Origin of the sequence: Streptomyces sp. NPDC091292 (assembly GCF_044757265.1) — a bacterium.
GTDB lineage: Bacteria > Actinomycetota > Actinomycetes > Streptomycetales > Streptomycetaceae > Streptomyces.
Window position 1 is genome coordinate 1505969 of record NZ_JBIVUQ010000001.1, and the last position, 24610, is coordinate 1530578.

The window sequence follows — 24610 nt, forward strand, 5'->3', positions numbered from 1 at the left end:
CGTGGACAGCCGCCGCGATCAGGCGCGGTGGCCCGACAAGGGGGACAAAGGCGATGACGGCCGAGCTGGTCCGGGGGCAGAACCACCCCCTCACCCAGACCCGTCTGGAGATCCGGGTGTCGGTCGGCAGGCCGGTCGTGGCGGGGGCCACGCTCGCCGACGACCAGGGAAAGGTCCTCGGCACCGAGTGGGTGGCCCACCCGGGTGCGCCGACCCTGCCGGGACTTGAGGTGTCCCAGCAGGCGGCGGCCGACCACCGGCTCGCCGTCGACCTCGACGCGCTGCCCGATCAGGTGGGCCGGGTCCATGTGCTGCTCGCGCTGCCCATGGGTGTCGGCGGGCCGGTCCGGTTCGGCGCGCTTCCCGCCCCCTTTGTCGCGGTCACCGGCCTGGACGGCGCCGAGGTCGCCAGCTACACCGTCACGGGCCTCGACGCCGAATCCGCCGTCGTCGCCATGGAGCTGTACCGCAGGCAGGGAGCCTGGAAGGTCCGCGCCGTCGGGCAGGGGTACGCCGGCGGGCTCACCGACATGCTGGCCGACCAGGGCCTGCCCCAGGCGAAGGACCTCGCCGCCGCCATCAACGACGCCGTGGCCCGCGGCCTGGCCCGCTCGGTCGCGCCCCCGCCGCCCCGGCCGTCCGGCGACACCCGCGTCCGCACCACCCGGTCCGAGGCGAACACCGCCGCCGACCACCCGGCCCAGAGCGGCACCGGTCAGCCCGGCCAACCCGTCCAGCCCGGCCGTACCCCCGACGCCACCCCCGCCGCCGGACAGCCCACGGCACCCCGGACCCCGTCCGCCGCCGCACCCCAGCCACCGGGCGGCCCCGTCGACTACCAGCACCCCGGCCGCCGTACGGGCGCGCCCCCGCCGCCCCCGCCCGCCGCACCGCCGTCCCGCCCCGGCGAGAGCGCGCGGCCCGTCGCCGGGGACGCGACCGGCTGGTCCATGGAGGAGCGGCTCTACAACCAGGTCTGGGGCATGTTCGAAGACCTGGCCCGCACCACCGCCGCGTATCGCAGCGCCGTCGACTTCGCGGACTCCCGCCGTGAGCAGGAGCTGGACAGCGCGCTGTCCGACCCGCGCAGCCGCATCGGCGGCGCTGGCGACGCGGCCCGCGAGGCCGCCCGCGCCAAGCACGCCTCCCTGGTCGACCGGGCCCGCGAGGCGCTCGACCGGGACATCGCCCACCTCACCGCCGAATCGGCCGTCGTGGAACCCGCCCTGCCCGCGGCCTACGCCCGCTGGGACAACCCGGCATGGCACGCGTACTCCGTCCCGATGGAGATCCCGATGGCCGTGCGCCTCGGCGATCTGCACCTCCCCGAGAGCGACCGGCTGCGCATCCCCATGCTCGTCCGGCTGCCCCTGGAGCGCGGGCTGTGGATCGACAGTGGCCGCCTCGCGTCCGGAGCCACGACCTTCGCCGACAGCGGCGAACTGCGCCGCCTCGCCATGGACACCGCCGTCGCGCACGCCGCACGGCTGCTCGCGGTCTATCCGGCGGGCGAGTTCGCGGTGCACGTCATCGACGCGGCGGGCGCGGCCACCGGATCCCTCGCCCCGCTCGTGAGCGCGGGCGTGCTCGCCGAGCCCCCGGCCACCGGAGCGGCCGGAACCACCGCGCTGCTCGCGCAGCTCACCCGCCGCGTCGACCTCGTACAGATGGCGCTCCGCAGCGGCGCCGCCGACGCCCTGCCGCCGGACGTGGACACCGCGCAGCACCTCCTCGTGGTGAACGACTTCCCGCACGGCTTCGACGACCGCGCCGTGACCCAACTGCGCTATCTCGCCGACGAGGGCCCGGACGTCGGCGTCCATCTGATGATGGTCGCCGACCGCGAGGACGCCGCCGCGTACGGGCCGCTGCTCGACCCCCTGTGGCGCTCCCTGTTGCGGCTCACGCCGGTCGTGGACGACCATCTGGCCGATCCCTGGGTCGGCCACACCTGGACGTACGAGCCGCCGATCGTCCCGCCCGGGAGTCAGGTGCTCGGCCAGGTGCTGTCCCGGGTGGCGGCGGCCCGCCGCCCCTGGAACCAGTGATCCCCGTCCGAACTTCTGCCTCCCAACGGTGATCATCTTGACGTTTCTTTGACGCTGACAACGCCCTGACCAGCGGACTTTGTCATCACTTTACTAATCGCTTTACCTTTCCTTGGTGTTTCGGGTACTCTTCTCAGTGCGGAGGGGAGTACTCCCTAACCTGCGGCGCGCCCGTCAATACGGATCCGACATCGGATCCCGGGGCGTCGGCCCGAGTCAGTTCTCGGGTGGAAGAGACCTCCGGCAGCGGACGACGCTGGATACCTGCCGTTACGTACTGCCGGAGGCGCAGTGGATGTTTCCGTGACCCTATGGGTCCTCACCGTGGTGGGCCTGTGTGCCCTCATCGCGGCCGACTTCTTCATCGGCCGCAAGCCCCATGACGTATCGATCAAGGAAGCCGGAATCTGGACGATCGTCTGGATCGTGCTGGCCGCCCTGTTCGGCCTTGGGCTGCTCATCTTCGGCGGCGGACAGCCGGCCGGAGAGTTCTTCGCGGGCTACATCACCGAGAAGTCCCTCAGCGTCGACAACCTCTTCGTCTTCGTGCTGATCATGGCGAAGTTCGCGGTGCCGACGCAGTACCAGCAGCGCGTGCTGCTGTTCGGTGTGCTGATCGCCCTCGTGCTCCGCACCATCTTCATCGCCGCCGGCGCCGCGATCATCGCGAACTTCTCGTGGGTGTTCTTCATCTTCGGCGCCTTCCTCATCTACACCGCCTGGAAGCTGATCCAGGAGGCGCGCGCCGACGAGGACGACGAGGACTTCGAGGAGAACCGGCTGCTCAAGGCCGCCGAGAAGCGCTTCGGCGTGGCCGACCGGTACCACGGCACCAAGCTGTGGATCCAGGAGAACGGCAAGCGCGTGATGACGCCCATGCTGGTCGTCATGCTGGCCATCGGCACCACCGATGTCCTCTTCGCGCTCGACTCCATCCCGGCGATCTTCGGCCTGACCCAGGACCCGTACATCGTCTTCACGGCCAACGCCTTCGCCCTGATGGGCCTGCGTCAGCTGTACTTCCTCATCGGCGGACTGCTCAAGAAGCTCGTCCACCTGAGCTACGGCCTGTCGGTCATCCTCGGATTCATCGGCGTGAAGCTGTTCCTGCACGCGCTGCACGAGGCCGGTGTCCATGTCCCCGAGATCTCCATCCCGGTCTCGCTCGGCGTGATCTGCGCCGTCCTGATCGTCACCACGATCACCAGCCTGTACGCCTCCAAGAAGAAGGCGCAGGTGGAGGCCGAGGCGGCCCGCCGGGACAGCGTCGACATCTGACCCGCGCCGAACAAATAGCGGAACAAAAGGTCGGGCGCCCCACGGCGACGTGGGGCGCCCGACCCATGTCCAGGACGCCACCGCGGCGGCGGCACCACCGGAATGCGGGTGCCGGAAGGGTCTGGAAGCATCACCACCATGATCGTTCGGCTCCGGGCGCTAGCGTCGCAGTGGACCGCCGTCGTACCCGTACTGGCCGTGGTCCTTCTCGTCCTCACCTGGGGGCGCAGCCTGCCCGGCGCGGGGGTCGCCCTCGTCACGCTGGTGCTCGCCGCCGCCGTCCTCGCCGCCGTCCATCACGCCGAAGTCATCGCCCACCGTGTCGGTGAACCGCTCGGCTCCCTCGTCCTCGCGGTCGCCGTCACGATCATCGAAGTGGCGCTGATCGTGACCCTGATGGTCGACGGCGGCGACAAGAGCGTCACGCTCGCCCGCGACACCGTGTTCGCCGCCGTGATGATCACCTGCAACGGCATCGTCGGACTGAGCCTGCTCATGGGCTCACTGCGCCACCGGGTCGCCGTCTTCAACCCCGAGGGCACCGGCGCCGCCCTCGCCACGGTCGCCACCCTCGCCACGCTCAGCCTGGTCCTGCCGACCTTCACCACCAGCAAGCCGGGCCCCGAGTTCTCCACCTCGCAGCTCACCTTCGCCGCGCTGGCATCCCTGGTTCTGTACGGCCTGTTCGTCGCGACCCAGACGATCCGGCACCGCTCCTACTTCCTGCCGATCAACCGCGAAGGCAAGGTGATCGCCTCCGAGGAGCACGCCGAGGCCCCCTCCACCCGCACCGCCGTCATCAGCCTGATCTTCCTGGCGCTCGCCCTCGTCGGCGTCGTCGGCCTCGCGAAGGGGGTGTCGCCGACCATCGAATCCGGCGTCGAAGCGGCCGGAATGCCCCACTCCGTGGTCGGTGTGATCATCGCGCTGCTCGTGCTGCTCCCGGAGACCATCGCCGCCGCGCGCGCCGCCCGCCGCGACCGGGTGCAGATCAGCCTCAACCTCGCCCTCGGCTCCGCGATGGCGAGCATCGGCCTGACCATCCCCGCCGTCGCCGTCGCCTCCATCTGGCTCTCCGGACCGCTCGTCCTCGGCCTCGGCGCCACCCATATGGTCCTGCTCGCACTGACCGTCGTGGTCAGCACCCTGACGATCCTCCCGGGCCGCGCGACCCCCCTCCAGGGCGGAGTCCACCTGGTGCTCCTGGCCGCGTATCTGGAACTGGCCGTCAATCCCTAGACGCCGGGGGCGGTCACCGGCCGGCCAGCGCCGCGATCCGCTCCACCGCGAACGCGTACCCCTGCACCCCGCACCCGGCGATCACGCCGTCCGCGCGGAGGGACACGTGCGAGTGGTGCCGGAACTCCTCGCGCTGGTGGATGTTGGAGATGTGCACCTCGACCACCGGCAGCCCGTCGCAGGTGTTGAGGGCGTCGAGGAGGGCGACCGAGGTGTGCGAGTAGGCGGCGGGGTTGATGACGATGCCGCTGTGGTGCAGGCGGGCCTCGTGGATCCAGTCGACCAGTTCGCCCTCGTGGTTGGACTGCCGGAAGTCGACGGTGCCGCCGTGCGCGGCGGCCGTTTTGGCGCACAGGGCCTCGACGTCGGCGAGGGTGTCGCTCCCGTAGATCTCGGGCTGGCGCTGGCCGAGGAGGTTCAGGTTGGGTCCGTTGAGGATCATGACGGGTGCGGAAGCGAGGGTGCGAGGGGTGCGGGTCATGGCGGGACCTCCGGTCGGATCAGCGCGTCAGGGGAGGTCTATCACGCGGCCCGGGGCCTCTCGGAGGGGCCCCGCGGGGACCGCACTACCCGTCGGCACGCCGGAAGCGGAAAGGCTCTCCGCCCTGCGAGCCCGTGGGGGTGGCCTCCAAGGTGTCCCCGTCGACCACGACCTCCAGGCTCACCGGAACGTTGACCGTGATGCACGCGGCACTGAACGCGATGCGGTACGCGTCGCCTCCGCCGTCGCCCTCGTCCTTCGCCGTCACCTTCGCGTCCCCGCACAGCCTTGTCGGCGAGGTGCCGAGTACTGCCTTGCCGTTCTTGTCGACGCGGATCATCGACCCGTCCGCGAAGTCGGAGAACCCCGGCGGCTGCGGCCCGTCCGCGGCCCACTCCCCGGTGATCGGCTCCGGCTCCTCGGAACACCCGACGAGCAGCAGTCCGGCGGCGAGGGCGGTCACAGCGAGCGTGCGACGCATACGGGTCTCCCGGTGACGGACGGCAGGCTGGGCCGCATTCAAGCAGATACGGCGTGAGGCGCGTCGGGCCGCCGACGGATCGTCCAGTTCGACGGCCGCCGTCTACCAGCCCCGCGCCCACCACTCCGCGAGATGCGGGCGTTCCGCCCCGAGGGTGCTGTCGTTGCCGTGGCCCGGGTATACCCAGGTCTCGTCCGGCAGGGTGAACACCTTCGCCTCCAGGCCCGTCATGAGGCTCTGGAAGTCCGCGGGGCGTGTGGTGCGACCGGGGCCGCCCGGGAAGAGGCAGTCGCCGGTGAAGACGTGGGGGTGGCCGTGCGGGTCGTCGTACACCAGGGCGATGGATCCCGGTGTGTGGCCGACCAGGTGGATCGCTCGCAGTTCGACCCGGCCGACGCGGACCGTGTCGCCCTCGTCGAGCGGTACGTCCGTCGGGACGGGGATGCCCTCGGCGTCGAGACGGCCCGCGTACGTGCGGGCGCCGGTCGCCGCGACGACCTCGGCCAGCGCCTGCCAGTGGTCACCGTGGCGGTGCGTGGTGACGACGGACGCGATGCCGTCGTCACCGATCAGCGTCAGCAGGGTCCCGGCATCGCTCGCCGCGTCGATCAGCAACTGCTCGTCCGTGGCCCGGCAGCGGAGCAGATAGGCGTTGTTGTCCATCGGGCCGACCGCGACCTTGGAGATCATCAGGTTCTGCAACTCGTGTACATCCGCAGGACCGCCGACCTTCACCGCTCCGCTGTACGTCATGGAGTTCAGCCTACTCAGCGGCCCCGTGGCACGGGGGAGTTCCCTGGACCCCCGCAGTCCGGGCCCCCTCAGGCCGGGCCCCCTCAGCCCCGGCCGCTCACAGCGCAGGCAGCGCCGGCAGCGGACCGCCCGTGGCGGTGAGCCCGGAGCCGTCTCGCCGGCCCGCGAGCCAGCCGAGGAGATCGGCCTGGCGGCCCACCACGGTCACCGGCTCCCCGTCCGCCGTGTCCTCGGCGGAGTGGCGCCCGGTGGGGATCGCGCGCCCGTCGTCCTGCCGGATCAGCACGGCCGGTACGTCGGCGTGACCGCGGAACCGCTCGGCGAGGAAGTTGATCTCCTGCTGGGTGAACTCGGCGGGCAGATCCTCCAGCTCGTATCCGATACCGAGATCCACATGGTGGAGTTCGACCTCGGCGAGACGGCGGAACGGGATGCGCGAGGCCGAGTCCGTCACACCGTTGCGCAGCTCCACCGTGCGGGACCAGTCCGCCGGTCCGTCCGTCGCGGCCAGGAACCGGGCCGCGCTCTCCCGGACGTCCGCGAGCTGTACCGCCAGCTCCCTGGGGGCGTCCCGGTCGATGTCGCCGTCGCGTGCCGCGGCGCTCGCGTACATGGGCCGGCCCGTGAAGACGTTCACCAGGGCGTCGGCGTTCCGCGCCAGATGAGCGAGGACGTGTCCACGGGTCCAGCCCGGAAGCCGTGACGGCTCGGCGAGCGAAGCGTTGTCCATCTTGGCGGCTGCGGTGAGGAGCCGCTCGGTCGCGTCACGTACAGACGCCAGGTCGCGCACATGATCGTTCATGGGTCCGACGATAGCTCCGCCACACGTTCGGGTGAAGGTGGCACCTTGCCCCCTCAAATCGAATGCACGTGCTATAAGCTCGGTCGAGGCATCGGGCATCCTTGGTAGTCCGGGATTGAATGAACCGGATCCCGCCAAGCACACGATCCTGTCCCTCGCTGACGGCGGCCCCTCATAGTCTGAACGGACGAGTCCGGAGTCCGAGCGGACAAGTCTGAGAAGACGGGGCCCCGCCCCCTCGCTTCACTCAAGAGCTTCACTCAAGAAAGGTGCGGACCGGCGTGGCCGACCGTCTCATCGTCCGTGGCGCGCGCGAGCACAACCTCAAGAACGTCTCGCTCGACCTCCCCCGTGACTCGCTCATCGTCTTCACGGGTCTGTCCGGGTCGGGCAAGTCCTCGCTCGCGTTCGACACGATCTTCGCCGAGGGGCAGCGGCGCTACGTCGAGTCGCTCTCCTCGTACGCCCGGCAGTTCCTCGGTCAGATGGACAAGCCGGACGTCGACTTCATCGAGGGGCTGTCCCCGGCGGTCTCCATCGACCAGAAGTCGACCTCGCGCAACCCCCGCTCGACCGTCGGGACCATCACCGAGGTCTACGACTATCTGCGGCTGCTCTTCGCGCGGATCGGCAAGCCGCACTGCCCCGAGTGCGGGCGCCCCATCACCCGGCAGTCGCCGCAGGCCATCGTGGACAAGGTCCTGGAGCTGCCCGAGGGCAGCCGGTTCCAGGTGCTCTCGCCGCTGGTGCGGGAGCGCAAGGGAGAGTTCGTCGACCTGTTCGCCGACCTCCAGACCAAGGGCTACAGCCGCGCGCGGGTCGACGGCGAGACCATTCAGCTCTCGGACCCGCCGACGCTGAAGAAGCAGGAGAAGCACACCATCGAGGTGGTCATCGACCGCCTCACCGTCAAGGATGGCGCCAAGCGGCGGCTCACCGACTCCGTGGAGACCGCGCTCGGCCTCTCCGGCGGCATGGTCGTGCTGGACTTCGTGGACCTCGCGGAGGACGACCCCGAGCGCGAGCGGATGTACTCGGAGCACCTGTACTGCCCGTACGACGATCTGTCGTTCGAGGAGCTGGAGCCCCGGTCCTTCTCGTTCAACTCGCCCTTCGGCGCCTGCCCGGACTGCACCGGCATCGGCACCCGTATGGAGGTCGACCCCGAGCTGATCGTCCCGGACGAGGACAAGTCCCTGGACGAGGGCGCCATCCACCCCTGGTCGCACGGGCACACCAAGGAGTACTTCGGGCGGCTCGTCGGGGCGCTCGCGGACGCGTTGGGTTTCCGGACCGACATCCCCTTCGCGGGGCTGCCGCAGCGCGCGAAGAAGGCCCTGCTGTACGGGCACAAGACGCAGATCGAGGTGCGCTACCGCAACCGTTACGGCCGCGAGCGGGTGTACACCACGCCGTTCGAGGGTGCCGTGCCGTTCGTGAAGCGGCGGCACAGCGAGGCCGAGAGCGACACCAGCAGGGAGCGCTTCGAGGGCTATATGCGCGAGGTGCCCTGCCCCACCTGTGAGGGCACCCGGCTCAAGCCGATCGTCCTGGCCGTCACCGTCATGGAGAAGTCGATCGCGGAGGTCTCCGCGATGTCGATCAGCGACTGCGCGGACTTCCTCGGCGCGATGAAGCTGGACGCACGCGACAAGAAGATCGCCGAACGCGTCCTCAAGGAGGTCAACGAACGGCTGCGGTTCCTCGTGGACGTCGGCCTCGACTATCTGTCGCTCAACCGCGCGGCCGGCACCCTCTCCGGCGGCGAGGCACAGCGCATCCGCCTGGCGACCCAGATCGGCTCGGGCCTGGTCGGCGTGCTGTATGTCCTGGACGAGCCGTCCATCGGCCTCCACCAGCGCGACAACCACCGCCTCATCGAGACCCTGGTCCGGCTGCGCGACATGGGCAACACGCTCATCGTCGTGGAGCACGACGAGGACACCATCAAGGTCGCCGACTGGGTGGTCGACATCGGCCCCGGCGCCGGTGAGCACGGAGGCAAGGTCGTCCACAGCGGCACCTTGAAGGACCTCCTCACCAACAGCGAGTCGATCACCGGCACCTATCTGTCGGGCAAGAAGTCGATCCCGATGCCCGACATCCGCCGCCCGGTCGACCCGACCCGGCAGCTCACGGTGCACGGCGCGCGGGAGAACAACCTCCAGGACATCGACGTCTCGTTTCCGCTGGGCGTCCTCACGGCCGTCACCGGTGTCTCGGGCTCCGGAAAGTCGACCCTGGTCAACGACATCCTGTACACGCACCTCGCGCGCGAGCTGAACGGCGCCCGGAGCGTTCCCGGGCGGCACACGCGCGTGGACGGCGACGACCTGGTGGACAAGGTCGTGCACGTCGACCAGTCGCCCATCGGCCGTACCCCCCGCTCGAACCCGGCGACGTACACCGGAGTCTTCGACCACGTCCGCAGGCTGTTCGCGGAGACCACCGAGGCGAAGGTGCGCGGCTATCAGCCGGGCCGCTTCTCGTTCAACGTGAAGGGCGGTCGCTGCGAGAACTGCTCAGGCGACGGCACCATCAAGATCGAGATGAACTTCCTGCCCGACGTGTACGTCCCCTGCGAGGTCTGCCACGGGGCGCGCTACAACCGGGAGACCCTGGAGGTCCACTTCAAGGGCAAGTCCATCGCCGAGGTCCTGGACATGCCCATCGAGGAGGCACTCGACTTCTTCGAGGCCGTGCCCGGCATCGCACGGCACCTGCGGACCCTCAACGACGTGGGTCTCGGGTACGTCAGGCTCGGCCAGTCCGCGCCGACGCTCTCCGGCGGTGAGGCGCAGCGCGTGAAGCTCGCGTCGGAGCTGCAGAAGCGCTCCACGGGCCGCACGGTGTACGTCCTGGACGAGCCCACCACGGGCCTGCACTTCGAGGACATCAGCAAGCTCATCACCGTGCTGTCGGGCCTGGTCGACAAGGGCAACACGGTCATCGTCATCGAGCACAACCTCGATGTGATCAAGACCGCCGACTGGGTCGTCGACATGGGCCCCGAGGGTGGCAACGGCGGTGGCCTGGTCATCGCCGAGGGCACCCCGGAGCGGATCGCGGCGGTTCCGGCGAGCCACACCGGCAAGTTCCTGCGCGGCATCGTGACCCCGGAGGGCATCAGCGACGCGGAGGTGCCTCCGGCGCGCCGGAAGCCCGCCAGGAAGACGGCGGCGAAGGCGGCCTCGGCGAGGACCGTCGCGGCGGCCGAGGTCAACTCCGTGAGCCAGGTGAGCAAGGCCAACGCGGTGACGAAGAAGACGGCCGCCACGAAGAAGACGGCTGCCGCCACGAAGGCCGCCGCCACGAAGCAGGCAGCCACGAAGAAGGCGGTCGCGGCGAAGAAGGCGGCTCGGGCGCGGAAGACCTGAGCCGGGAGCGGGACCAGGGGCGGCCGTCTCATGACGGCCGCCCTCTTCGCTCCCGGGCCCGTCCGCTACCGGGACTCCTCCAACTCCCACGCGTACGGCGGCTGCGCGCCCGGCCGGGAGCAGGTCAGGGCCGCCGCACGGGCCGCGTACCCGAGGATGTCCCGCCACTCCGGCTCACCCAGCGCGGCCACCGCCGCCACCGACAGCGCGTCGTGCGCCGCCAGCCGGTGCAGCAGCGCCGCGTTCACCGTGTCGCCCGCGCCGATCGTGTCGACGACCTCGACCCGCTCGCCCGGCACCGCGAACTCCGCGCCGTCCCGGGTGAGTACGGACATCCCGTCGCCGCCGCGCGTGATCACCACGGCCCCGGGACCCGCCGTCAGCCACTCCTTGGGGGAGCCGCCCAGCCACGCGGCGTCCTCCACCGAGAGCTTCACCAGACCGACCGACGGCAGCCAGGACCGAAAACGAGCACGATATGCGTCCGGGTCCGCGATCAAACTCGTGCGGATGTTCGGATCCAGGGTGGTGAACACGCCCTGCGCCGACGCCGTCCGCATCAGCTCCTCGTACGCGCTCGCGCCCGGTTCGAGGATCAGCGAACAGGTACCGAACGACACCGCCCGTGTCCCCTCGGGAAGCCGCTCCGGCGCCCGGAAAAGGCGGTCCGCCGTGCCCTCCACATAGAACGAGAAGGCGGCGGAACCGTCGGCTCCGAGGCTGGCCAGGGCGAGCGTCGTCGGCTCGGGCCCGCGCTGCACGGACGCCACGTCCACCCCGGCGTCCCGCAGCCCCGCCAGCAGGGATTCACCGAACGCGTCGGCGGACACCCGCGAGCAGAAAGCCGTGGGGGCGCCCAGTCGGCCCAGCGCCACGGCCGTGTTGTACGGACCGCCACCGAGCCGAGGGGACAGGGGCGCCAGCGCGCCCGCCCCCTCGGGCACCAGATCGATCAGGGCCTCTCCGGCGACGACGATCACGACATGGTTCCCTTCTCGGTGGCGTACGGGGTGACGGGGGAGATGGTGGAGACGGGGGAGGAGGGTGAGGGGGAGGGGGAGGGGGGTGCGGCGGGGCGCGGGCGGGGGACGTCCGGGCATCCGCAGGACGTGCGGTGGATCAGGGTGCACGGCAGCCGTACGGTCCGCGGTGGCGCGCCGGGCGTCGCGAGCCGTTCCAGCAGCAGCCGTACGGCGGTCTCGCCGATCTCCCGGCTCGGCTGGGCCACGGCGGTCAGCCGAGGCGAGAACAGGTCCGCCCAGGAGAAGTCGTCGAAGCAGACCAGGGCCAGATCCTCCGGCACCCTCAGACCGAGGTCCCGCAGGGCGCGCAGGGCGCCGATGGTCATCGCGTTGTTCGCGGTCACCAGGGCGGTCGGCGGCGCGGGCACCGCAAGCAGCGCCCGGGTCGCCCGCTCGGCGGCCCCCGCCTCCGAGTGTCCGCTGGCCACCAGGTCGTCGCGGTACGCGAGTCCTGCGCCCGCCAGACCCGTGCGGTACCCGGTGATCCGCTCGGACGTGGTGCTCAGCCCCGGCAGCCCCGCGATCAGCCCGATCCGGCGGTGCCCGAGGTCCGCGAGATGCCGTACCAACGTGTCGACCTGTTCGCCGCCGGCCGCGCAGACCTGGTCGAAGGGGCCGTCCACGATCCGGTCCAGGAAGACGGTCGGCACCGCCCGGCTCCGTACGTACTCGACCAGGCCCGACGGCTCGGCGGACGGCGCGACTATCAGGCCGTCGACGCGGCGTTCGTGCAGCAGCCGGGCCACCTCGCGCTCATGCGCCGGGTCGTCGTGCGGGTCCGCGATCAGCAGGCTGTATCCGTGCTCCAGGGCGCGGGACTCGACCCCTTGCAGGATCTCCGTGAAGTACGGGTTGCTGATCGCCGACACCGCGAGGCCGATCGAGCGCGTCCGCGAGGTCACCAGCGAGCGCGCGAGGGTGTTGTGCGTGTAGCCCAGCTCCTCGATCGCGTCGAGCACCGCACGGCGGGTCTCGGGGAGCACCGTCCGCGTCGCGTTCAGTACGTGCGACACCGTCGCCGTGGAGACCCCGGCGCGCCGTGCCACATCGACCATCGTCGCCATCTCAACCCCTCCCGCCCGCCCGGACATTGCCCTGCGTCCGGCCCCTCCGACCTCTGCCCGCGCACGCCGGAAGCTATCCCATTTCCCGACCGACGTAAACGCTTGCGTAAGCGTTTACGTATGCACTGGTGTCTGACATGTGTTCCCGCCACATACACGCCGCCCCCGGCCCTCACCGGAACGATCCGTGCCGGTATCGTCGCCACGGAAGAGAGCCGGTCCTCCCGCGCGCGTGAACGTCGCCGGGCGGCGCAGAACCCGTGGAGACGCCATGTCAGGCCGCCCGATCCCCAGCCGTCGCACCGTGCTGCGAGGGGCCGCCGTCGCCCCCGTCGCCTGTCTGGGTCTCACCGCCTGCTCGACCGGGTCCGGCCGCACGGCCTCCGCGACGCCGACCGCACCGGTCGACCTGGGACCCGCCGGAGAGGTACCCAAGGGCGCCACCAAGCTGTTCTCCGACAAGCGGGTCGTGGTCACGCACGCGGACGACGGGACCTACAAGGCGTTCAGCACGGTGTGCACGCACGCGCAGTGCCCCATCGACAGGCTGGACGGCACCGAACTGGTGTGCTCGTGCCACGGCAGCAAGTTCGACGCCACGACCGGAGAGGTCCTGCGCGATCCGGCCACCGTGCCGCTGCCCGAGGTCCCGGTCACCGTCAAGGCCGGCAAGCTGGTCGCGGGCCCCGAGGCATAGACGGGGCAGGGCGGGTACGGGACAGGGCCGGTACGGGACACGGCCGGTACGGGAAGGGGTCAGTCCCAGTCCCAGCCGATCCCCAGGAGTCCGGTGCGTACCTGCTGTTCCACGAAGTGGACCGAGCGGTGCCGGCCGCTCAGGGTCAGTTCCCTGCGTCCGCTGCGGGGGGCCGCCGCCGAGTGCTGGGCGAAGCGGTGACAGCGCGCGGGGAGCGCCTCCTCGGCGAAACGAACCTGGAGCGCGTACTGCCCGCCCGCGAAGCTGAAACCCCGTACGTACTCGCTGGACGCGCCCGCCGTGCCGTCCTCGAAGGCGTACCGGAACAGATGCGTGTCCCCCGCGCGCAGGCGCGCGTCGAAGAGGAGTTCCGCGACCAGTACGCCCGTCTCGGAGTGCCACCGCAGGCGTCCCGTACGGCAGTTCTCCAGGGCGTGCACCGCGACCCGCTCGGGGGCGCAGCCCGGGTCGCCATGGTGGATGGCCACATAGCGGTCGCGGCCGTCCTTGTGTGCGCGCACTATGTGCTGCGACTCGCGGCCCAGCAGTTCGCGGCAGGCCCCGATCCGTACCCGCTCGTGGTGGCCGATCGTGTGCAGACCGCCGTCGAGCGGGGACTCCAGTTCGGCGAGCAGCCCCTCCAGGACGCCCGACGCCTCGACCAGGGAGCGGTACGAGCGGGCGGGCGGCCGTTCCGCGCCGGGGCCGTCGCTCTGGAGCGCCAGCAGCCGGATCAGGGACTCCTCGGGCAGCCGCAGGATCTCCTCCAGGGCGCGCACGGCCCGCAGGGACTCGGGGCGCTGCGGGCGGCGGGCGCCCTGCTGCCAGTAACTCAGGCTGGTGACACCGACCTTGACGCCCTGCCGTTCGAGGTGGTGCTGAACGCGCTGGAGCGACAGACTGCGGGCGGCGATGGCGGCCCGCAGGGCGACATGGAAGGGGCCCGCGCTCAGGGCGGTGTCCAGCTCCACCGCCGGGGCGTCGAGCCCGTCCAGCCCGTTCAGGGGTTGTGTGCCGTGCCGCATGCGGGGGCCTCTCTGTGAATGTTCACCACGGCTGGTCGGGCCGTCAGCGCCGGTCGCAGGGGTCGGGCAGGTCGGCGTACCCGTCTTGTTCACATCCGTACGCCGCCGTTCACTGCCCCGAGTCCCCCCGCATTGAAGCGTGTTGACCTGCACTGGACAACACTTGATGCTCAACCTCAGCGTCCGGACGCGCTCCTCCAGTCCCCCACCCCACGCGGGAGGATCGCGATGCGCCACACCAGCACTGCTCAAGGCACCAGACGAGGAACAAGAGCGCGTACACGCACAGGTACGCGGGCGGGCGGCTCGCTGCTCACCGCGGCCGTCGCCGCGTTCAGCCTGATCGCCCTTCCCGGCACCGCGACGGCGGCCCCGCACGGCGCCGACACGGTCACCACCGCCGTCAGCGGCACCACCACCGTCCCCGGCACCACCGGCGCGGCGGCCACCAAGCGCCTGGACATCACCATGCAGGCGCAGCAGAAGACCAACTGGTGCTGGGCGGCGGCCGGCAACACCATCGCCACCTGGTTCGGCCGCGGCTACTCGCAGAACCAGTTCTGCAACGCCGCCTTCGGGCGCTCGCAGAGCGGCGAGTGCCCCAACTCGCAGGCCACCCTCGGCAACGTCCAGACGGGCCTGAGCTGGGCGGGCATCAACCCGGGCTCCTACGTGACCGGTTGGCTGCGCTACCCGACCGTGCAGAGCGAGATCAATGCGAACCGGCCCGTGGAGACCCGCATCCAATGGTCGAGCGGCGGCGGCCACATGCACGTGCTGTACGGCTACGACGACGCCAACAGCTTCGTCTACTGGGGCGACCCCTGGCCTTCGAACACACGTTACAACTGGGCCTCGCACGCGTGGTACGTCGACAACAACACCTTCAGCTGGACCCACTCGCTGTACAGGATCGGGGCGTGAGAACAGTGAGACGCATGATGCGACGCATTCCGCGAGCCGTGCTCGCCGGCACCGCGGCGACCCTGGTACTGGGTCTCGCCGCCCCGCAGGCCAGCGCCGACGGAGCCCCGTCGAACGCCTCCCTCGCCGCCGCCCACAAGGTGGCGACGGACCCCGCGACGCTCGACACGCTGGCCCGCTTCTTCGCGCGCGACGGCGCCCTCACGCGCGCGGCGGCCCAGCCCCGTATCGAGGGCGAGGCCGTGCCCGTGTACCAGCTGTCGGCGGACTTCGTCGCGGGCCGCGCGGACGCCCCCGTCGCCGACCTGGAGTACCTGGCCAGTGAGGCCGTCGCGTCCGACGGGCAGAAGGCATCGCTGTGGACCGCGCGGCTGGACGGCGCCTGGCGGGTCGTGAACATCGCATCCGGCGACGACGAGACCCGGTACGCGGCCCTCGGCGAGCGCGAGCTGCCCGGTGGGACCGTCTTCCAGGAACCGCAGATCGACGCCTGGTACGTCCAGCGCCACGCGCGCGTGGTGCCGCTCGACGAGGACGCGCGCCGGGCGATCGGCGCGAAGGGCACCACGCTCGACGCCTACCGCGACCGGGTCCACCGCGCCTACGGGGACAAGCTCGCCGGATCGGCGTACGCGAAGTCCGGCAAGGCGGGCGGATACGGCGCGTCACCGGAGCAGCCCGCGTCGGCGTCCCCGGAGCCCGGGGACGGCATGGGCGGTCCCGTCGCCGTGGCATCGGCGCTGGCCGGGCTCGGCGCGCTGGCCGCGCTGGTGCTGATAGGCGGCGCGGCGCTGCGCCGCAGGGGCAACGCGGGCAGGTGACGCGCGGCACGCCCCGCCGGCGTCCCGGTGGGGCGTCGTCCCGGCGGCCGTGGACCGGCCGCCGGGACCGCGTCCTGTCGGTGGTCGCCAGTAGGGTGTGAGGCATGGCAGACCCCTCCAGCTACCGCCCCAAGCCGGGACAGATCCCCGACTCGCCGGGGGTCTACAAGTTCCGCGACGAGCACCGGCGCGTGATCTACGTAGGCAAGGCCAAGAGCCTGCGCCAGCGCGTCGCGAGCTACTTCCAGGACCTGGCGAATCTGCACCCGCGCACGCGCACCATGGTGACCACCGCGGCCTCCGTGGAGTGGACCGTGGTGTCCACGGAGGTCGAGGCGCTTCAGCTGGAGTACTCCTGGATCAAGGAGTACGACCCTCGGTTCAACGTCAAGTACCGCGACGACAAGAGCTATCCGTACCTCGCCGTCACGATGAACGAGGAGTTCCCGCGCGTGCAGGTGATGCGCGGACAGAAACGCAAAGGCGTGCGTTACTTCGGGCCGTACGGCCAAGCGTGGGCGATCCGCGACACGGTGGACCTGCTGCTGCGGGCCTTCCCCGTACGGACCTGCTCCGCCGGGGTGTTCAAGAACGCCGCCAGGACCGGCCGCCCCTGCCTCCTCGGCTATATCGGCAAGTGCGCGGCGCCCTGCGTCGGTCGTGTCTCCGCCGAGGAACACCGCGAACTGGCCGAGGAGTTCTGCGACTTCATGGCCGGCCGCACCGGCACCTACATCCGCCGTCTGGAACAGCGGATGAAGGAGGCCGCCGACGACATGGAGTACGAGCGGGCGGCCCGGCTGCGCGACGACATCGAGGCGCTGCGCAAGGCGATGGAGAAGAACGCCGTCGTGCTCGCCGACGCCACCGACGCGGACCTCATCGCGGTCGCCGAGGACGAGCTGGAGGCGGCCGTCCAGATCTTCCACGTCCGCGGCGGGCGCGTGCGCGGACAGCGCGGCTGGGTCACCGACAAGGTCGAGGCCGTCACCACGGGTGACCTCGTGGAGCACGCGCTCCAGCAGCTCTACGGCGAGGAGACCGGGGACTCGGTGCCCAAGGAGGTCCTGGTCCCCGCGCTGCCCGAGCCGGCCGAACCGGTCCAGGAGTGGCTCACCGGGCGCCGCGGGTCGCAGGTGTCGTTGCGCGTCCCGCAGCGCGGCGACAAGAAGGCCCTCATGGAGACCGTCGCGCGCAACGCCCAGCAGGCACTCGTCCTGCACAAGACCAAGCGCGCGTCCGACCTCACCACGCGCTCGCGCGCGCTGGAGGAGATCGCCGCGGCGCTCGACCTGGACAGCGCCCCGCTGCGGATCGAGTGCTACGACATCTCGCACCTCCAGGGCGACGACGTCGTCGCGTCGATGGTCGTCTTCGAGGACGGCCTCGCCCGCAAGAGCGAGTACCGCCGCTTCCAGATCAAGGGCTTCGAGGGCCAGGACGACGTCCGGTCCATGCACGAGGTGATCACCCGGCGCTTCAAGAGGTACCTCGCCGAGCAGGAGAAGACGGGCGAGTGGGCGGGGGACGACGGCTCCGGTGGCCTCACGGACGACGACGGGAAGCCCCGCCGCTTCGCCTATCCGCCGCAGCTCGTCGTGGTCGACGGCGGGCAGCCGCAGGTCGCGGCGGCGCACCGGGCCCTGGACGAGCTGGGCATCGACGACATCGCCGTCTGCGGCCTCGCCAAGCGCCTCGAAGAGGTGTGGGTGCCCGACGAGGACGACCCGGTGGTCCTGCCGCGCTCCAGCGAGGGCCTGTATCTGCTCCAGCGCGTACGTGACGAAGCACACCGCTTCGCCATCACCTACCAGCGCGCGAAGCGTGCCAAGCGCTTCAGGGCGGGCCCGCTGGACGACGTGCCCGGTCTCGGCGAGACCCGCAAACAGGCGTTGATCAAGCATTTCGGCTCGGTGAAGAAGCTGCGGTCCGCCACAATCGACGAGATCTGCGAGGTCCCCGGGATAGGCCGCAAGACGGCCGAGACGATCGCCGCCGCCTTCGCGCGGGCGGCGCCCGTCGCACCCGCCGTGAACACGGCGACCGGAGAGATCATTGAAGACGAGGAACCCGTGTCCGCGGGCGCCTCGGACCAGCGACGGGGGCAGGAGCCATGAACGAGCACGACGCGCACACCGCGCATGAGGAACACACCGCGCGCGAAGAACGCGAGGACCGCGACGCGCGCGCGGAGGGCGACACAGCCGCGGGACCGGACGCGGCGGCGGAACCGGGCACGGCGGCGGAGCCGGACGAGAGCGGAGCACAGGTGAGTACGGGCGCGACCATCGACGCCGCGGGTGTCCCCGAGGCGGCGATCCCCGAACTGGTGATCATCTCGGGCATGTCCGGCGCGGGACGGTCCACCGCCGCCAAGTGTCTGGAAGACCTCGGCTGGTTCGTCGTGGACAACCTGCCGCCCGCGCTGATCCCCACCATGGTCGAGCTGGGCGCCCGCTCGCAGGGCAATGTCGCGCGGATCGCCGTCGTCGTGGACGTCCGGGGCCGGCGCTTCTTCGACAACCTGCGCGAATCCCTCGCCGACCTGGAGACCAAGGGCGTCACCCGGCGCATCGTCTTCCTGGAGTCCTCCGACGAGGCCCTGGTGCGCCGCTTCGAGTCGGTCCGCCGCCCGCACCCCCTCCAGGGCGACGGCCGCATCGTCGACGGCATCGCGGCCGAGCGGGAACTCCTGCGCGAACTGCGCGGCGACGCCGACCTGGTCATCGACACCTCCAGCCTCAACGTCCACGAACTGCGCGCCAAGATGGACGCCCAGTTCGCCGGCGAGGAGGAGCCCGAGCTGCGGGCGACGGTGATGTCGTTCGGCTTCAAGTACGGCCTGCCCGTCGACGCCGACCTCGTCGTGGACATGCGCTTCCTGCCGAACCCGCACTGGGTGCCCGAACTGCGCCCGTTCACCGGCCTCAACGAGGAGGTGGCCGGCTATGTCTTCAACCAGCCGGGCGCCAAGGAGTTCCTCGACCGGTACGCGGAGCTGCTCCAGCTCATCGCCGCCGGGTACCGCCGCGAGGGCAAGCGCTATGTGACCATCGCCGTCGGCTGCACGGGCGGCAAGCACCGTTCCGTCGCCATGTCGGAGAAGCTCGCCGCGCGCCTCGCATCGGAAGGCGTCGAGACCGTCGTCGTCCACCGGGACATGGGCCGCGAATGACCGCACGCACGCTCCGGCTGAGCCGACTGGGCCGGCTGCGGGGGACCACCCCCGTCCATCCGGGTGAAAAGCCCGAGCGGTTTCGCCGCCGCGGCACCCAGCCGAAGGTGGTCGCGCTCGGCGGCGGCATGGGCCTGTCGGCGTCGCTCGCCGCGCTCCGCCGGATCACCGGAGACCTCACCGCCGTCGTCACGGTCGCCGACGACGGCGGCTCCAGCGGGCGGCTCCGTGACGAGCTGGGTGTGCTGCCGCCCGGCGATCTGCGCAAGGCGCTGGCCGCGCTCTGCGGCGACGACGACTGGGGCCAGACCTGGGCGCGCGTCATCCAGCACCGTTTCCAGTCCCAGGGCGAGATGCACGGCCACGCCGTCGGGAACCTCCTGATCGTCGCCCTGTGGGAACAGCTCGGCGACCATGTGCAGGCCCTTGACCTGGTCGGAAAGCTCCTCGGCGCGCACGGCAGGGTGCTGCCGATGTCCGCCGTACCGCTGGAGCTGGAGGCGCTCGTACGCGGCCACGACCCGGCCCGCCCGGACGACGTCGACACGGTCCGCGGCCAGGCCACCGTCGCGCTCACGCCCGGCGAGGTGCAGTCCGTGCACCTGGTGCCGAACGACCCGCCGGCCGTCCCCGAGGCCGTCGCCGCCGTCCTCGACGCCGACTGGGTGGTGCTCGGACCCGGCTCCTGGTTCTCCTCGGTGATCCCGCATCTGCTGGTGCCGGAGCTGCGGGACGCGCTGGCCGGGACGAAGGCGCGCCGCGTCCTGTCGCTGAACCTCGCCCCGCAGCCCGGCGAAACCGAGGGGTTCTCCCCGCAGCGTCATTTGGAGGTTTTGGGACGACACGCCCCTAAACTCGCCCTGGACGTGGTGCTGGCCGACGAGGCAGCCGTGCCCGACCGGGAGTCGCTGACCGAGGCAGCCGAGGGTTTCGGCGCCGCGGTCGAGCTGGCCCCGGTGGCCCGGCCCGACGGCAGCCCGAGGCATGACCCGGAGCTGTTGGCCGCCGCGTACGACCGTATTTTTCGGATGCATGGAAGGATCGGCCCATGGCGATGACGGCAGCGGTGAAGGACGAGATCTCCCGGCTTCCCGTCACCCGGACCTGCTGCAGAAAGGCGGAGGTCTCGTCGATCCTGCGGTTCGCGGGCGGGCTGCACCTGGTGAGCGGGCGCATCGTGATCGAGGCGGAGCTGGACACCGCGATGGCGGCGCGCCGGCTCAAGCGGGACATCCTGGAGATCTTCGGACACAGCTCCGAACTGATCGTGATGGCGCCCGGCGGACTGCGCCGCGGCTCGCGCTTCGTGGTCCGGGTCGTCGCGGGCGGCGACCAGTTGGCCCGCCAGACGGGTCTCGTGGACGGCCGTGGGCGCCCCATCAGGGGTCTGCCGCCGCAGGTGGTCTCGGGGGCCACCTGCGACGCCGAGGCGGCCTGGCGCGGGGCCTTCCTGGCGCACGGCTCGCTCACCGAGCCGGGCCGCTCGTCCTCGCTCGAAGTGACCTGCCCCGGACCCGAGGCGGCGCTCGCGCTGGTCGGCGCGGCCCGCCGCCTCTCGATCGCCGCGAAGGCCCGTGAGGTACGGGGCGTGGACCGGGTCGTCGTCCGTGACGGCGACGCGATCGGTGCGCTGCTGACCCGGCTCGGCGCGCATGAGCAGGTGCTGGCGTGGGAGGAGCGGCGGATGCGGCGCGAGGTGCGCGCCACCGCCAACCGGCTCGCCAACTTCGACGACGCCAACCTGCGCCGCTCGGCGCGTGCCGCCGTCGCCGCCGGCGCGCGCGTGCAGCGCGCCCTGGAGATCCTCGGCGAGGAGGTGCCGGAGCACCTCGCGGCGGCCGGACGGCTGCGGATGGAGCACAAGCAGGCATCCCTGGAGGAGCTGGGCGCGCTCGCCGACCCGCCGCTGACCAAGGACGCGGTCGCCGGGCGGATCCGCCGTCTGCTCGCGATGGCCGACAAGCGCGCGTCCGACCTGGGGATTCCGGGGACGGAGTCGAATCTGACCGAGGAGATGGCCGACAACCTGGTCGGCTGACCTCCGGCGGCCCTTTCGTACCGGCACCCCCAGCCCCCGGTACTCACCCCCCACCGGCACTTCCGCCAGGTGCGGGGTGGGCCTGCCATATTGACATGATCATGAAGCGTCATGAGCCTGGCGTCCTGCGCACACACGTGCCGGACAACAGCAAGGGGGGCTCATGAGACGAAGAGCGAGATCGATCCTCGCCGCGGGCGCGCTTCTCCTCGGCGGTGTCGCCGCCGCACCACTGGCCCAGGCCACGACATCGGCGCCGGCCGAGGACCCGGCCGCCGTCAAGGTCTTCGAGGCCGACGTCACCCGGGAGCAGATACCGCTGCTCCTGAAGGCCGGGCAGGACGCCCACGAACTCAGCGCGCAGGCACCCGCCAAGGGCACCGCACGCGTCGAGCTGTACCTCACCGACGCCCAGGCCCGGCACTTGGAGCGGCAGGGCGTCGAGGTCACCGAACACACCGTCTCCGCGCGGACCGAGAGGAAGCTGAGCGCCGCGGGTGACGGAGTCTTCCGGCCGTACAGCGGAAAGGGCGGCCTCCAGGAGGAGATCGTCAAGACCGGGCAGGCCCATCCCGACCTCACCAAGGTCGTGTCCATCGGGAAGGCGGTGGGCGGGCAGGACATCCTCGCTCTCAAACTGAGCAAGGGCGCCCGTACGTCCAAGGACGGCTCCAAGCCCTCCGTCCTCTACATGTCCAACCAGCACGCGCGCGAGTGGATCACCCCGGAGATGACCCGGCGGCTGATGCACCACTACCTCGACAACTACCGCAAGGACAGCCGGATCAGGAAGCTCGTCGACTCCACCGAACTGTGGTTCGTCCTGTCCGCCAACCCCGACGGCTACGACTTCACGCACGCCTCCGCCGACAACCGGCAGTGGCGCAAGAACCTGCGGGACGTCAACGGCGACGGGACCATCACCAGCGGCGACGGCGTCGACCTGAACCGCAACTTCGCCTACAAGTGGGGCTACGACAACGAGGGTTCGTCCCCCGAACCCGCGTCCGAGACCTACCGCGGCGCCTCTCCCATGTCCGAGCCCGAGACCCAGGCGCTCGACCGGTTCGAGAAGCGCATCGGCTTCACCTACGGCATCAACTACCACTCCGCGGCCCAACTCCTGCTCTACGGGGTGGGCTGGCAGGTCGCGACGCCCACCCCCGACGACGTGCTCTACAAGGCGCTCGCCGGCACCCCCGAGAAGCCCGCGATCCCCGGCTACCGCTCCCAGGTCTCGTCGGAGCTGTACACCACCAACGGCGAGGCCGACGGGCAGGCGGGCAACGTCAACGGCATGGCGATGTTCACGCCCGAGATGTCGACCTGCCAGACCGTGTCCGCGATCGACCCCGACGACGCGTGGGAACCCCGTGACTGCGCCTCCGTCTTCACCTTCCCCGACGACGAGAAGCTGATCCAGGACGAGTTCGAGAAGAACATCCCCTTCGCGCTCGCCGTCGCCGAGACCGCGTCCCACCCCGACCAGCCCGTATCGGTCTCCGGGATCGACGCCCCCGACTTCACGCCCGACACCTTCTCCACCTCCTACGCGCGCGGGGACGACCAGGAAGTCGCCGTCACGGCACGCAAGTCCGTACGCGACAAGGAGGTCGCCTACCGCGTCAACGGCGGCCGGGTCCACGACGAGCGCCTCAAGGCGTGGAAGGGCGGCGAGACCTACGGAGGCGAGGACAACCTCTACTTCGACGAGTACCGCGCCGACATCGAGCACGCGCGCGTGGGCGACAAGGTCGAGGTCTGGTTCACCGGCCGCACCGCGCGCGGAAAGACCGTCTCCAGCGAGCACTTCACGTACACGGTCGCCGCGCGCCCCAAGGCGTCCGTCCTCGTTGTCGCCGAGGAGGGAGCGGCGGCCCAGCACGCCCAGGAGTACGTCGACGCCCTCAAGGACAACGGCCGCACCGCCGTCGTCTGGGACGTCGCCACACAGGGCGTCCCGCACCCCGGCGCCGTCCTGGCGCACTTCGGGGCCGTCGTCCACTACACGGGCGCCGGAGTCCCGGGAGCGGCCACCCAGCTCGCCCTGCGGGACTACCTCAACGAGGGCGGCAAGCTGATCGAGGCGGGCGAGCGGGCCGGCGGCAACGTCAACCTGGGCCGCGCCCTGTCGGACGACTTCGCGCAGTACTTCCTCGGCGCCTACGAACGCCTCTCCGCCCCCGGCGCCGACGGCTTCGCGGGCGCGGGCGCGCTCAGCGGCGTCACCACCCCGCTCACCGGCGCCACCGGCAACCCGCTCGACGCGGCAGGCCGCTACTCCGTCACCTCCGAGAGCCTGCCCGCGAAGGAGTTCCCGCAGTTCAGGAGCGCCGCAGGCGGCGGCTACCCGGCGCTCACCAACCCGTACGCGCCGTACGCGGGCCAGGGCATGGCGTCCGCCGTCCACACCGACCAGGACTGGAAGCGGCTGACCAGGACCGTCGACCTCACCGGGGTCTCCGCGGCCGACGCGCCCCAGCTGCGCGCCGCCCTGAACTGGAACGTCGAGCCCGGCTACGACCACGGCCTCCTGGAGGCCCGCACCGCCGGCGCCGAGGACTGGACGACGCTCCCCGACCGGAACGGCGGCACCTCGACGGCCGTCCCCGAGGAGTGCGGCGCCGGGTTCTTCATCAACGGCCACCCGTTCCTGCGCCACTACCTGACGCAGACCGCGGACGGCTGCACCGCCACCGGCACCAGCGGCGCCTGGAACAGCTTCACGGGCTCCTCCGGCGGCTGGAAGCAGGTCGCCTTCGACCTGAGCGCCTACGCGGGCAAGAAGGTCGAGCTGTCCCTGAGCTATGTCACCGACCCGGGCAGCGGAGGCCGCGGCCTCTTCGCCGACGACGTGCAGCTCACCACCGGCGGCACGGTCAAGGACACCGAGGGCTTCGAGGCGTCGCTCGGCGCCTGGACCGTCACCCCGGCACCGCCCGGCAGCCCCCCGGCCAGCGGCGCCTGGGCGCGCACCGGCGAGCTGTACAAGTCCTACGCGGCGGTCACCACGCGTGACACCGTCCTGCTCGGCTTCGGGTTCGAGCACGTCCCCGGCGCCAAGGAGCGGGCGAAGCTGATGGGCAAGGCGCTGGCGTCCCTGCGGCGCTGATCCGCAGGTAAGCGCACGCACGCAAGCGCACGAAAGTGCACGTACGCGCGCGTGGGGGCACGCATGAGCACGCACGCCCCCGCGCGCGAGGACCCCAGGTCCCCGGGCCCGTACCGCTACTCAGCGGTACGGGCCCGCGTGCGTCTGCCGTGCCGGTGCTCCGGACCGTAAGGGCATGCTGGATGTCACCGCGGGCGCCCCGGGGAGGTAGGGTCGGAGGCGGTCGGGGACATCCCATACAACTCGCCGGCGTCGAAAGCCGGCGTACCAACG

General features: G+C 71.1%; 19 protein-coding genes. 12 read left to right on the forward strand and 7 right to left on the reverse strand.

Annotated elements, in window-relative coordinates; all coding sequences use genetic code 11:
• The first annotated feature begins 53 nt into the window (after positions 1 to 53).
• The 3 genes from ACIQNU_RS07295 (at position 54) to ACIQNU_RS07305 (ending at position 4565) form a co-directional block, all read left to right on the forward strand.
• The gene (locus tag ACIQNU_RS07295) at positions 54 to 2048 is read left to right on the forward strand and encodes a TerD family protein (protein WP_401361861.1); all 1995 of its coding nucleotides are present in this window, start codon (positions 54 to 56) and stop codon (positions 2046 to 2048) included.
• A 291-nt stretch (positions 2049 to 2339) separates the two neighbouring features.
• Positions 2340 to 3326: a TerC/Alx family metal homeostasis membrane protein gene (locus tag ACIQNU_RS07300; RefSeq protein ID WP_401361864.1), complete on the forward strand. Its 987-nt coding sequence runs from the start codon at positions 2340 to 2342 to the stop codon at positions 3324 to 3326.
• Between the two features lie 138 nt (positions 3327 to 3464).
• Positions 3465 to 4565 carry a calcium:proton antiporter gene (locus ACIQNU_RS07305; RefSeq protein ID WP_401361867.1) on the forward strand — a complete coding sequence of 367 codons (1101 nt, stop codon included), beginning with the start codon at positions 3465 to 3467 and terminating at the stop codon, positions 4563 to 4565.
• A 13-nt stretch (positions 4566 to 4578) separates the two neighbouring features.
• Here ACIQNU_RS07305 and aroQ read toward each other — a convergent pair whose 3' ends face one another.
• The 4 genes from aroQ to ACIQNU_RS07325 all read right to left on the reverse strand — a co-directional run bounded on the left by aroQ (position 4579) and on the right by ACIQNU_RS07325 (position 7082).
• Positions 4579 to 5046, reverse strand: coding sequence for a type II 3-dehydroquinate dehydratase (gene aroQ, locus ACIQNU_RS07310; RefSeq protein ID WP_401361870.1), 468 nt, complete (start codon positions 5044 to 5046; stop codon positions 4579 to 4581).
• Positions 5047 to 5131: 85 nt separating this feature from the next.
• Positions 5132 to 5527: a hypothetical protein gene (locus ACIQNU_RS07315; protein ID WP_401361872.1), complete on the reverse strand. Its 396-nt coding sequence runs from the start codon at positions 5525 to 5527 to the stop codon at positions 5132 to 5134.
• 102 nt (positions 5528 to 5629) lie between these two features.
• Entirely contained in the window at positions 5630 to 6280 is a 651-nt protein-coding gene (locus tag ACIQNU_RS07320) for an MBL fold metallo-hydrolase (RefSeq protein WP_401361875.1), read from the reverse strand.
• A gap of 97 nt (positions 6281 to 6377) precedes the next feature.
• Entirely contained in the window at positions 6378 to 7082 is a 705-nt protein-coding gene (locus ACIQNU_RS07325; RefSeq protein ID WP_401361878.1) for a maleylpyruvate isomerase family mycothiol-dependent enzyme, read from the reverse strand.
• A gap of 281 nt (positions 7083 to 7363) precedes the next feature.
• On the opposite strand from ACIQNU_RS07325, the gene uvrA reads away from it, so the two are divergent.
• A complete protein-coding gene (gene uvrA, locus ACIQNU_RS07330; RefSeq protein ID WP_401361881.1) occupies positions 7364 to 10459 on the forward strand; it encodes an excinuclease ABC subunit UvrA in 3096 nt (1031 codons plus the stop codon).
• Between the two features lie 65 nt (positions 10460 to 10524).
• On the opposite strand, the gene ACIQNU_RS07335 is transcribed toward uvrA, so the two are convergent.
• Positions 10525 to 11439, reverse strand: a complete 915-nt coding sequence (locus tag ACIQNU_RS07335; protein ID WP_401361884.1) for a carbohydrate kinase — start codon at positions 11437 to 11439, stop codon at positions 10525 to 10527.
• On the reverse strand, positions 11436 to 12545 hold the full coding sequence (locus ACIQNU_RS07340; protein ID WP_401361886.1) for a LacI family DNA-binding transcriptional regulator: 1110 nt from the start codon (positions 12543 to 12545) through the stop codon (positions 11436 to 11438). The genes ACIQNU_RS07335 and ACIQNU_RS07340 overlap by 4 nt, the downstream gene beginning before the upstream one ends.
• 271 nt (positions 12546 to 12816) lie before the next feature.
• Here ACIQNU_RS07340 and ACIQNU_RS07345 point away from each other — a divergent pair, with 271 nt between their 5' ends.
• Positions 12817 to 13242 carry a Rieske (2Fe-2S) protein gene (locus ACIQNU_RS07345; RefSeq protein ID WP_401361889.1) on the forward strand — a complete coding sequence of 142 codons (426 nt, stop codon included), beginning with the start codon at positions 12817 to 12819 and terminating at the stop codon, positions 13240 to 13242.
• A 59-nt stretch (positions 13243 to 13301) separates the two neighbouring features.
• Here ACIQNU_RS07345 and ACIQNU_RS07350 read toward each other — a convergent pair whose 3' ends face one another.
• Positions 13302 to 14267, reverse strand: a complete 966-nt coding sequence (locus ACIQNU_RS07350) for a hypothetical protein (RefSeq protein WP_401361892.1) — start codon at positions 14265 to 14267, stop codon at positions 13302 to 13304.
• Between the two features lie 228 nt (positions 14268 to 14495).
• On the opposite strand from ACIQNU_RS07350, the gene ACIQNU_RS07355 reads away from it, so the two are divergent.
• From ACIQNU_RS07355 to ACIQNU_RS07385, 7 genes are all read left to right on the forward strand, one after another.
• Complete coding sequence (locus ACIQNU_RS07355; protein WP_401361893.1) at positions 14496 to 15191, forward strand: papain-like cysteine protease family protein; 696 nt, start codon at positions 14496 to 14498, stop codon at positions 15189 to 15191.
• Positions 15192 to 15208: 17 nt separating this feature from the next.
• Positions 15209 to 16012: a hypothetical protein gene (locus ACIQNU_RS07360; protein ID WP_401362537.1), complete on the forward strand. Its 804-nt coding sequence runs from the start codon at positions 15209 to 15211 to the stop codon at positions 16010 to 16012.
• A 104-nt stretch (positions 16013 to 16116) separates the two neighbouring features.
• The gene (uvrC, locus tag ACIQNU_RS07365) at positions 16117 to 18129 is read left to right on the forward strand and encodes an excinuclease ABC subunit UvrC (RefSeq protein WP_401361895.1); all 2013 of its coding nucleotides are present in this window, start codon (positions 16117 to 16119) and stop codon (positions 18127 to 18129) included.
• Positions 18126 to 19187, forward strand: a complete 1062-nt coding sequence (rapZ, locus tag ACIQNU_RS07370) for an RNase adapter RapZ (protein WP_401361898.1) — start codon at positions 18126 to 18128, stop codon at positions 19185 to 19187. Before uvrC ends, rapZ begins: the two co-directional genes overlap by 4 nt.
• Entirely contained in the window at positions 19184 to 20245 is a 1062-nt protein-coding gene (yvcK, locus tag ACIQNU_RS07375; protein ID WP_401361901.1) for a uridine diphosphate-N-acetylglucosamine-binding protein YvcK, read from the forward strand. Before rapZ ends, yvcK begins: the two co-directional genes overlap by 4 nt.
• Positions 20236 to 21225: a DNA-binding protein WhiA gene (gene whiA, locus ACIQNU_RS07380; protein ID WP_401361904.1), complete on the forward strand. Its 990-nt coding sequence runs from the start codon at positions 20236 to 20238 to the stop codon at positions 21223 to 21225. The genes yvcK and whiA overlap by 10 nt, the downstream gene beginning before the upstream one ends.
• A gap of 163 nt (positions 21226 to 21388) precedes the next feature.
• Entirely contained in the window at positions 21389 to 24337 is a 2949-nt protein-coding gene (locus ACIQNU_RS07385; RefSeq protein ID WP_401361907.1) for a M14 family zinc carboxypeptidase, read from the forward strand.
• Positions 24338 to 24610 lie beyond the last annotated feature (273 nt).

Coding starts and splice junctions, on each gene's coding strand:
- ACIQNU_RS07355 (WP_401361893.1), top strand. CDS start 14,496: ATGCGCCACACCAGCACTGCTCAAGGCACCAGACGAGGAACAAGAGCG.
- ACIQNU_RS07295 (WP_401361861.1), top strand. CDS start 54: ATGACGGCCGAGCTGGTCCGGGGGCAGAACCACCCCCTCACCCAGACC.
- rapZ (WP_401361898.1), top strand. CDS start 18,126: ATGAACGAGCACGACGCGCACACCGCGCATGAGGAACACACCGCGCGC.
- whiA (WP_401361904.1), top strand. CDS start 20,236: ATGGCGATGACGGCAGCGGTGAAGGACGAGATCTCCCGGCTTCCCGTC.
- ACIQNU_RS07305 (WP_401361867.1), top strand. CDS start 3,465: ATGATCGTTCGGCTCCGGGCGCTAGCGTCGCAGTGGACCGCCGTCGTA.
- ACIQNU_RS07315 (WP_401361872.1), bottom strand. CDS start 5,527: ATGCGTCGCACGCTCGCTGTGACCGCCCTCGCCGCCGGACTGCTGCTC.
- aroQ (WP_401361870.1), bottom strand. CDS start 5,046: ATGACCCGCACCCCTCGCACCCTCGCTTCCGCACCCGTCATGATCCTC.
- ACIQNU_RS07340 (WP_401361886.1), bottom strand. CDS start 12,545: ATGGCGACGATGGTCGATGTGGCACGGCGCGCCGGGGTCTCCACGGCG.
- uvrC (WP_401361895.1), top strand. CDS start 16,117: ATGGCAGACCCCTCCAGCTACCGCCCCAAGCCGGGACAGATCCCCGAC.
- ACIQNU_RS07360 (WP_401362537.1), top strand. CDS start 15,209: ATGCGACGCATTCCGCGAGCCGTGCTCGCCGGCACCGCGGCGACCCTG.
- ACIQNU_RS07345 (WP_401361889.1), top strand. CDS start 12,817: ATGTCAGGCCGCCCGATCCCCAGCCGTCGCACCGTGCTGCGAGGGGCC.
- ACIQNU_RS07350 (WP_401361892.1), bottom strand. CDS start 14,267: ATGCGGCACGGCACACAACCCCTGAACGGGCTGGACGGGCTCGACGCC.
- yvcK (WP_401361901.1), top strand. CDS start 19,184: ATGACCGCACGCACGCTCCGGCTGAGCCGACTGGGCCGGCTGCGGGGG.
- ACIQNU_RS07385 (WP_401361907.1), top strand. CDS start 21,389: ATGAGACGAAGAGCGAGATCGATCCTCGCCGCGGGCGCGCTTCTCCTC.
- ACIQNU_RS07320 (WP_401361875.1), bottom strand. CDS start 6,280: ATGACGTACAGCGGAGCGGTGAAGGTCGGCGGTCCTGCGGATGTACAC.
- ACIQNU_RS07325 (WP_401361878.1), bottom strand. CDS start 7,082: ATGAACGATCATGTGCGCGACCTGGCGTCTGTACGTGACGCGACCGAG.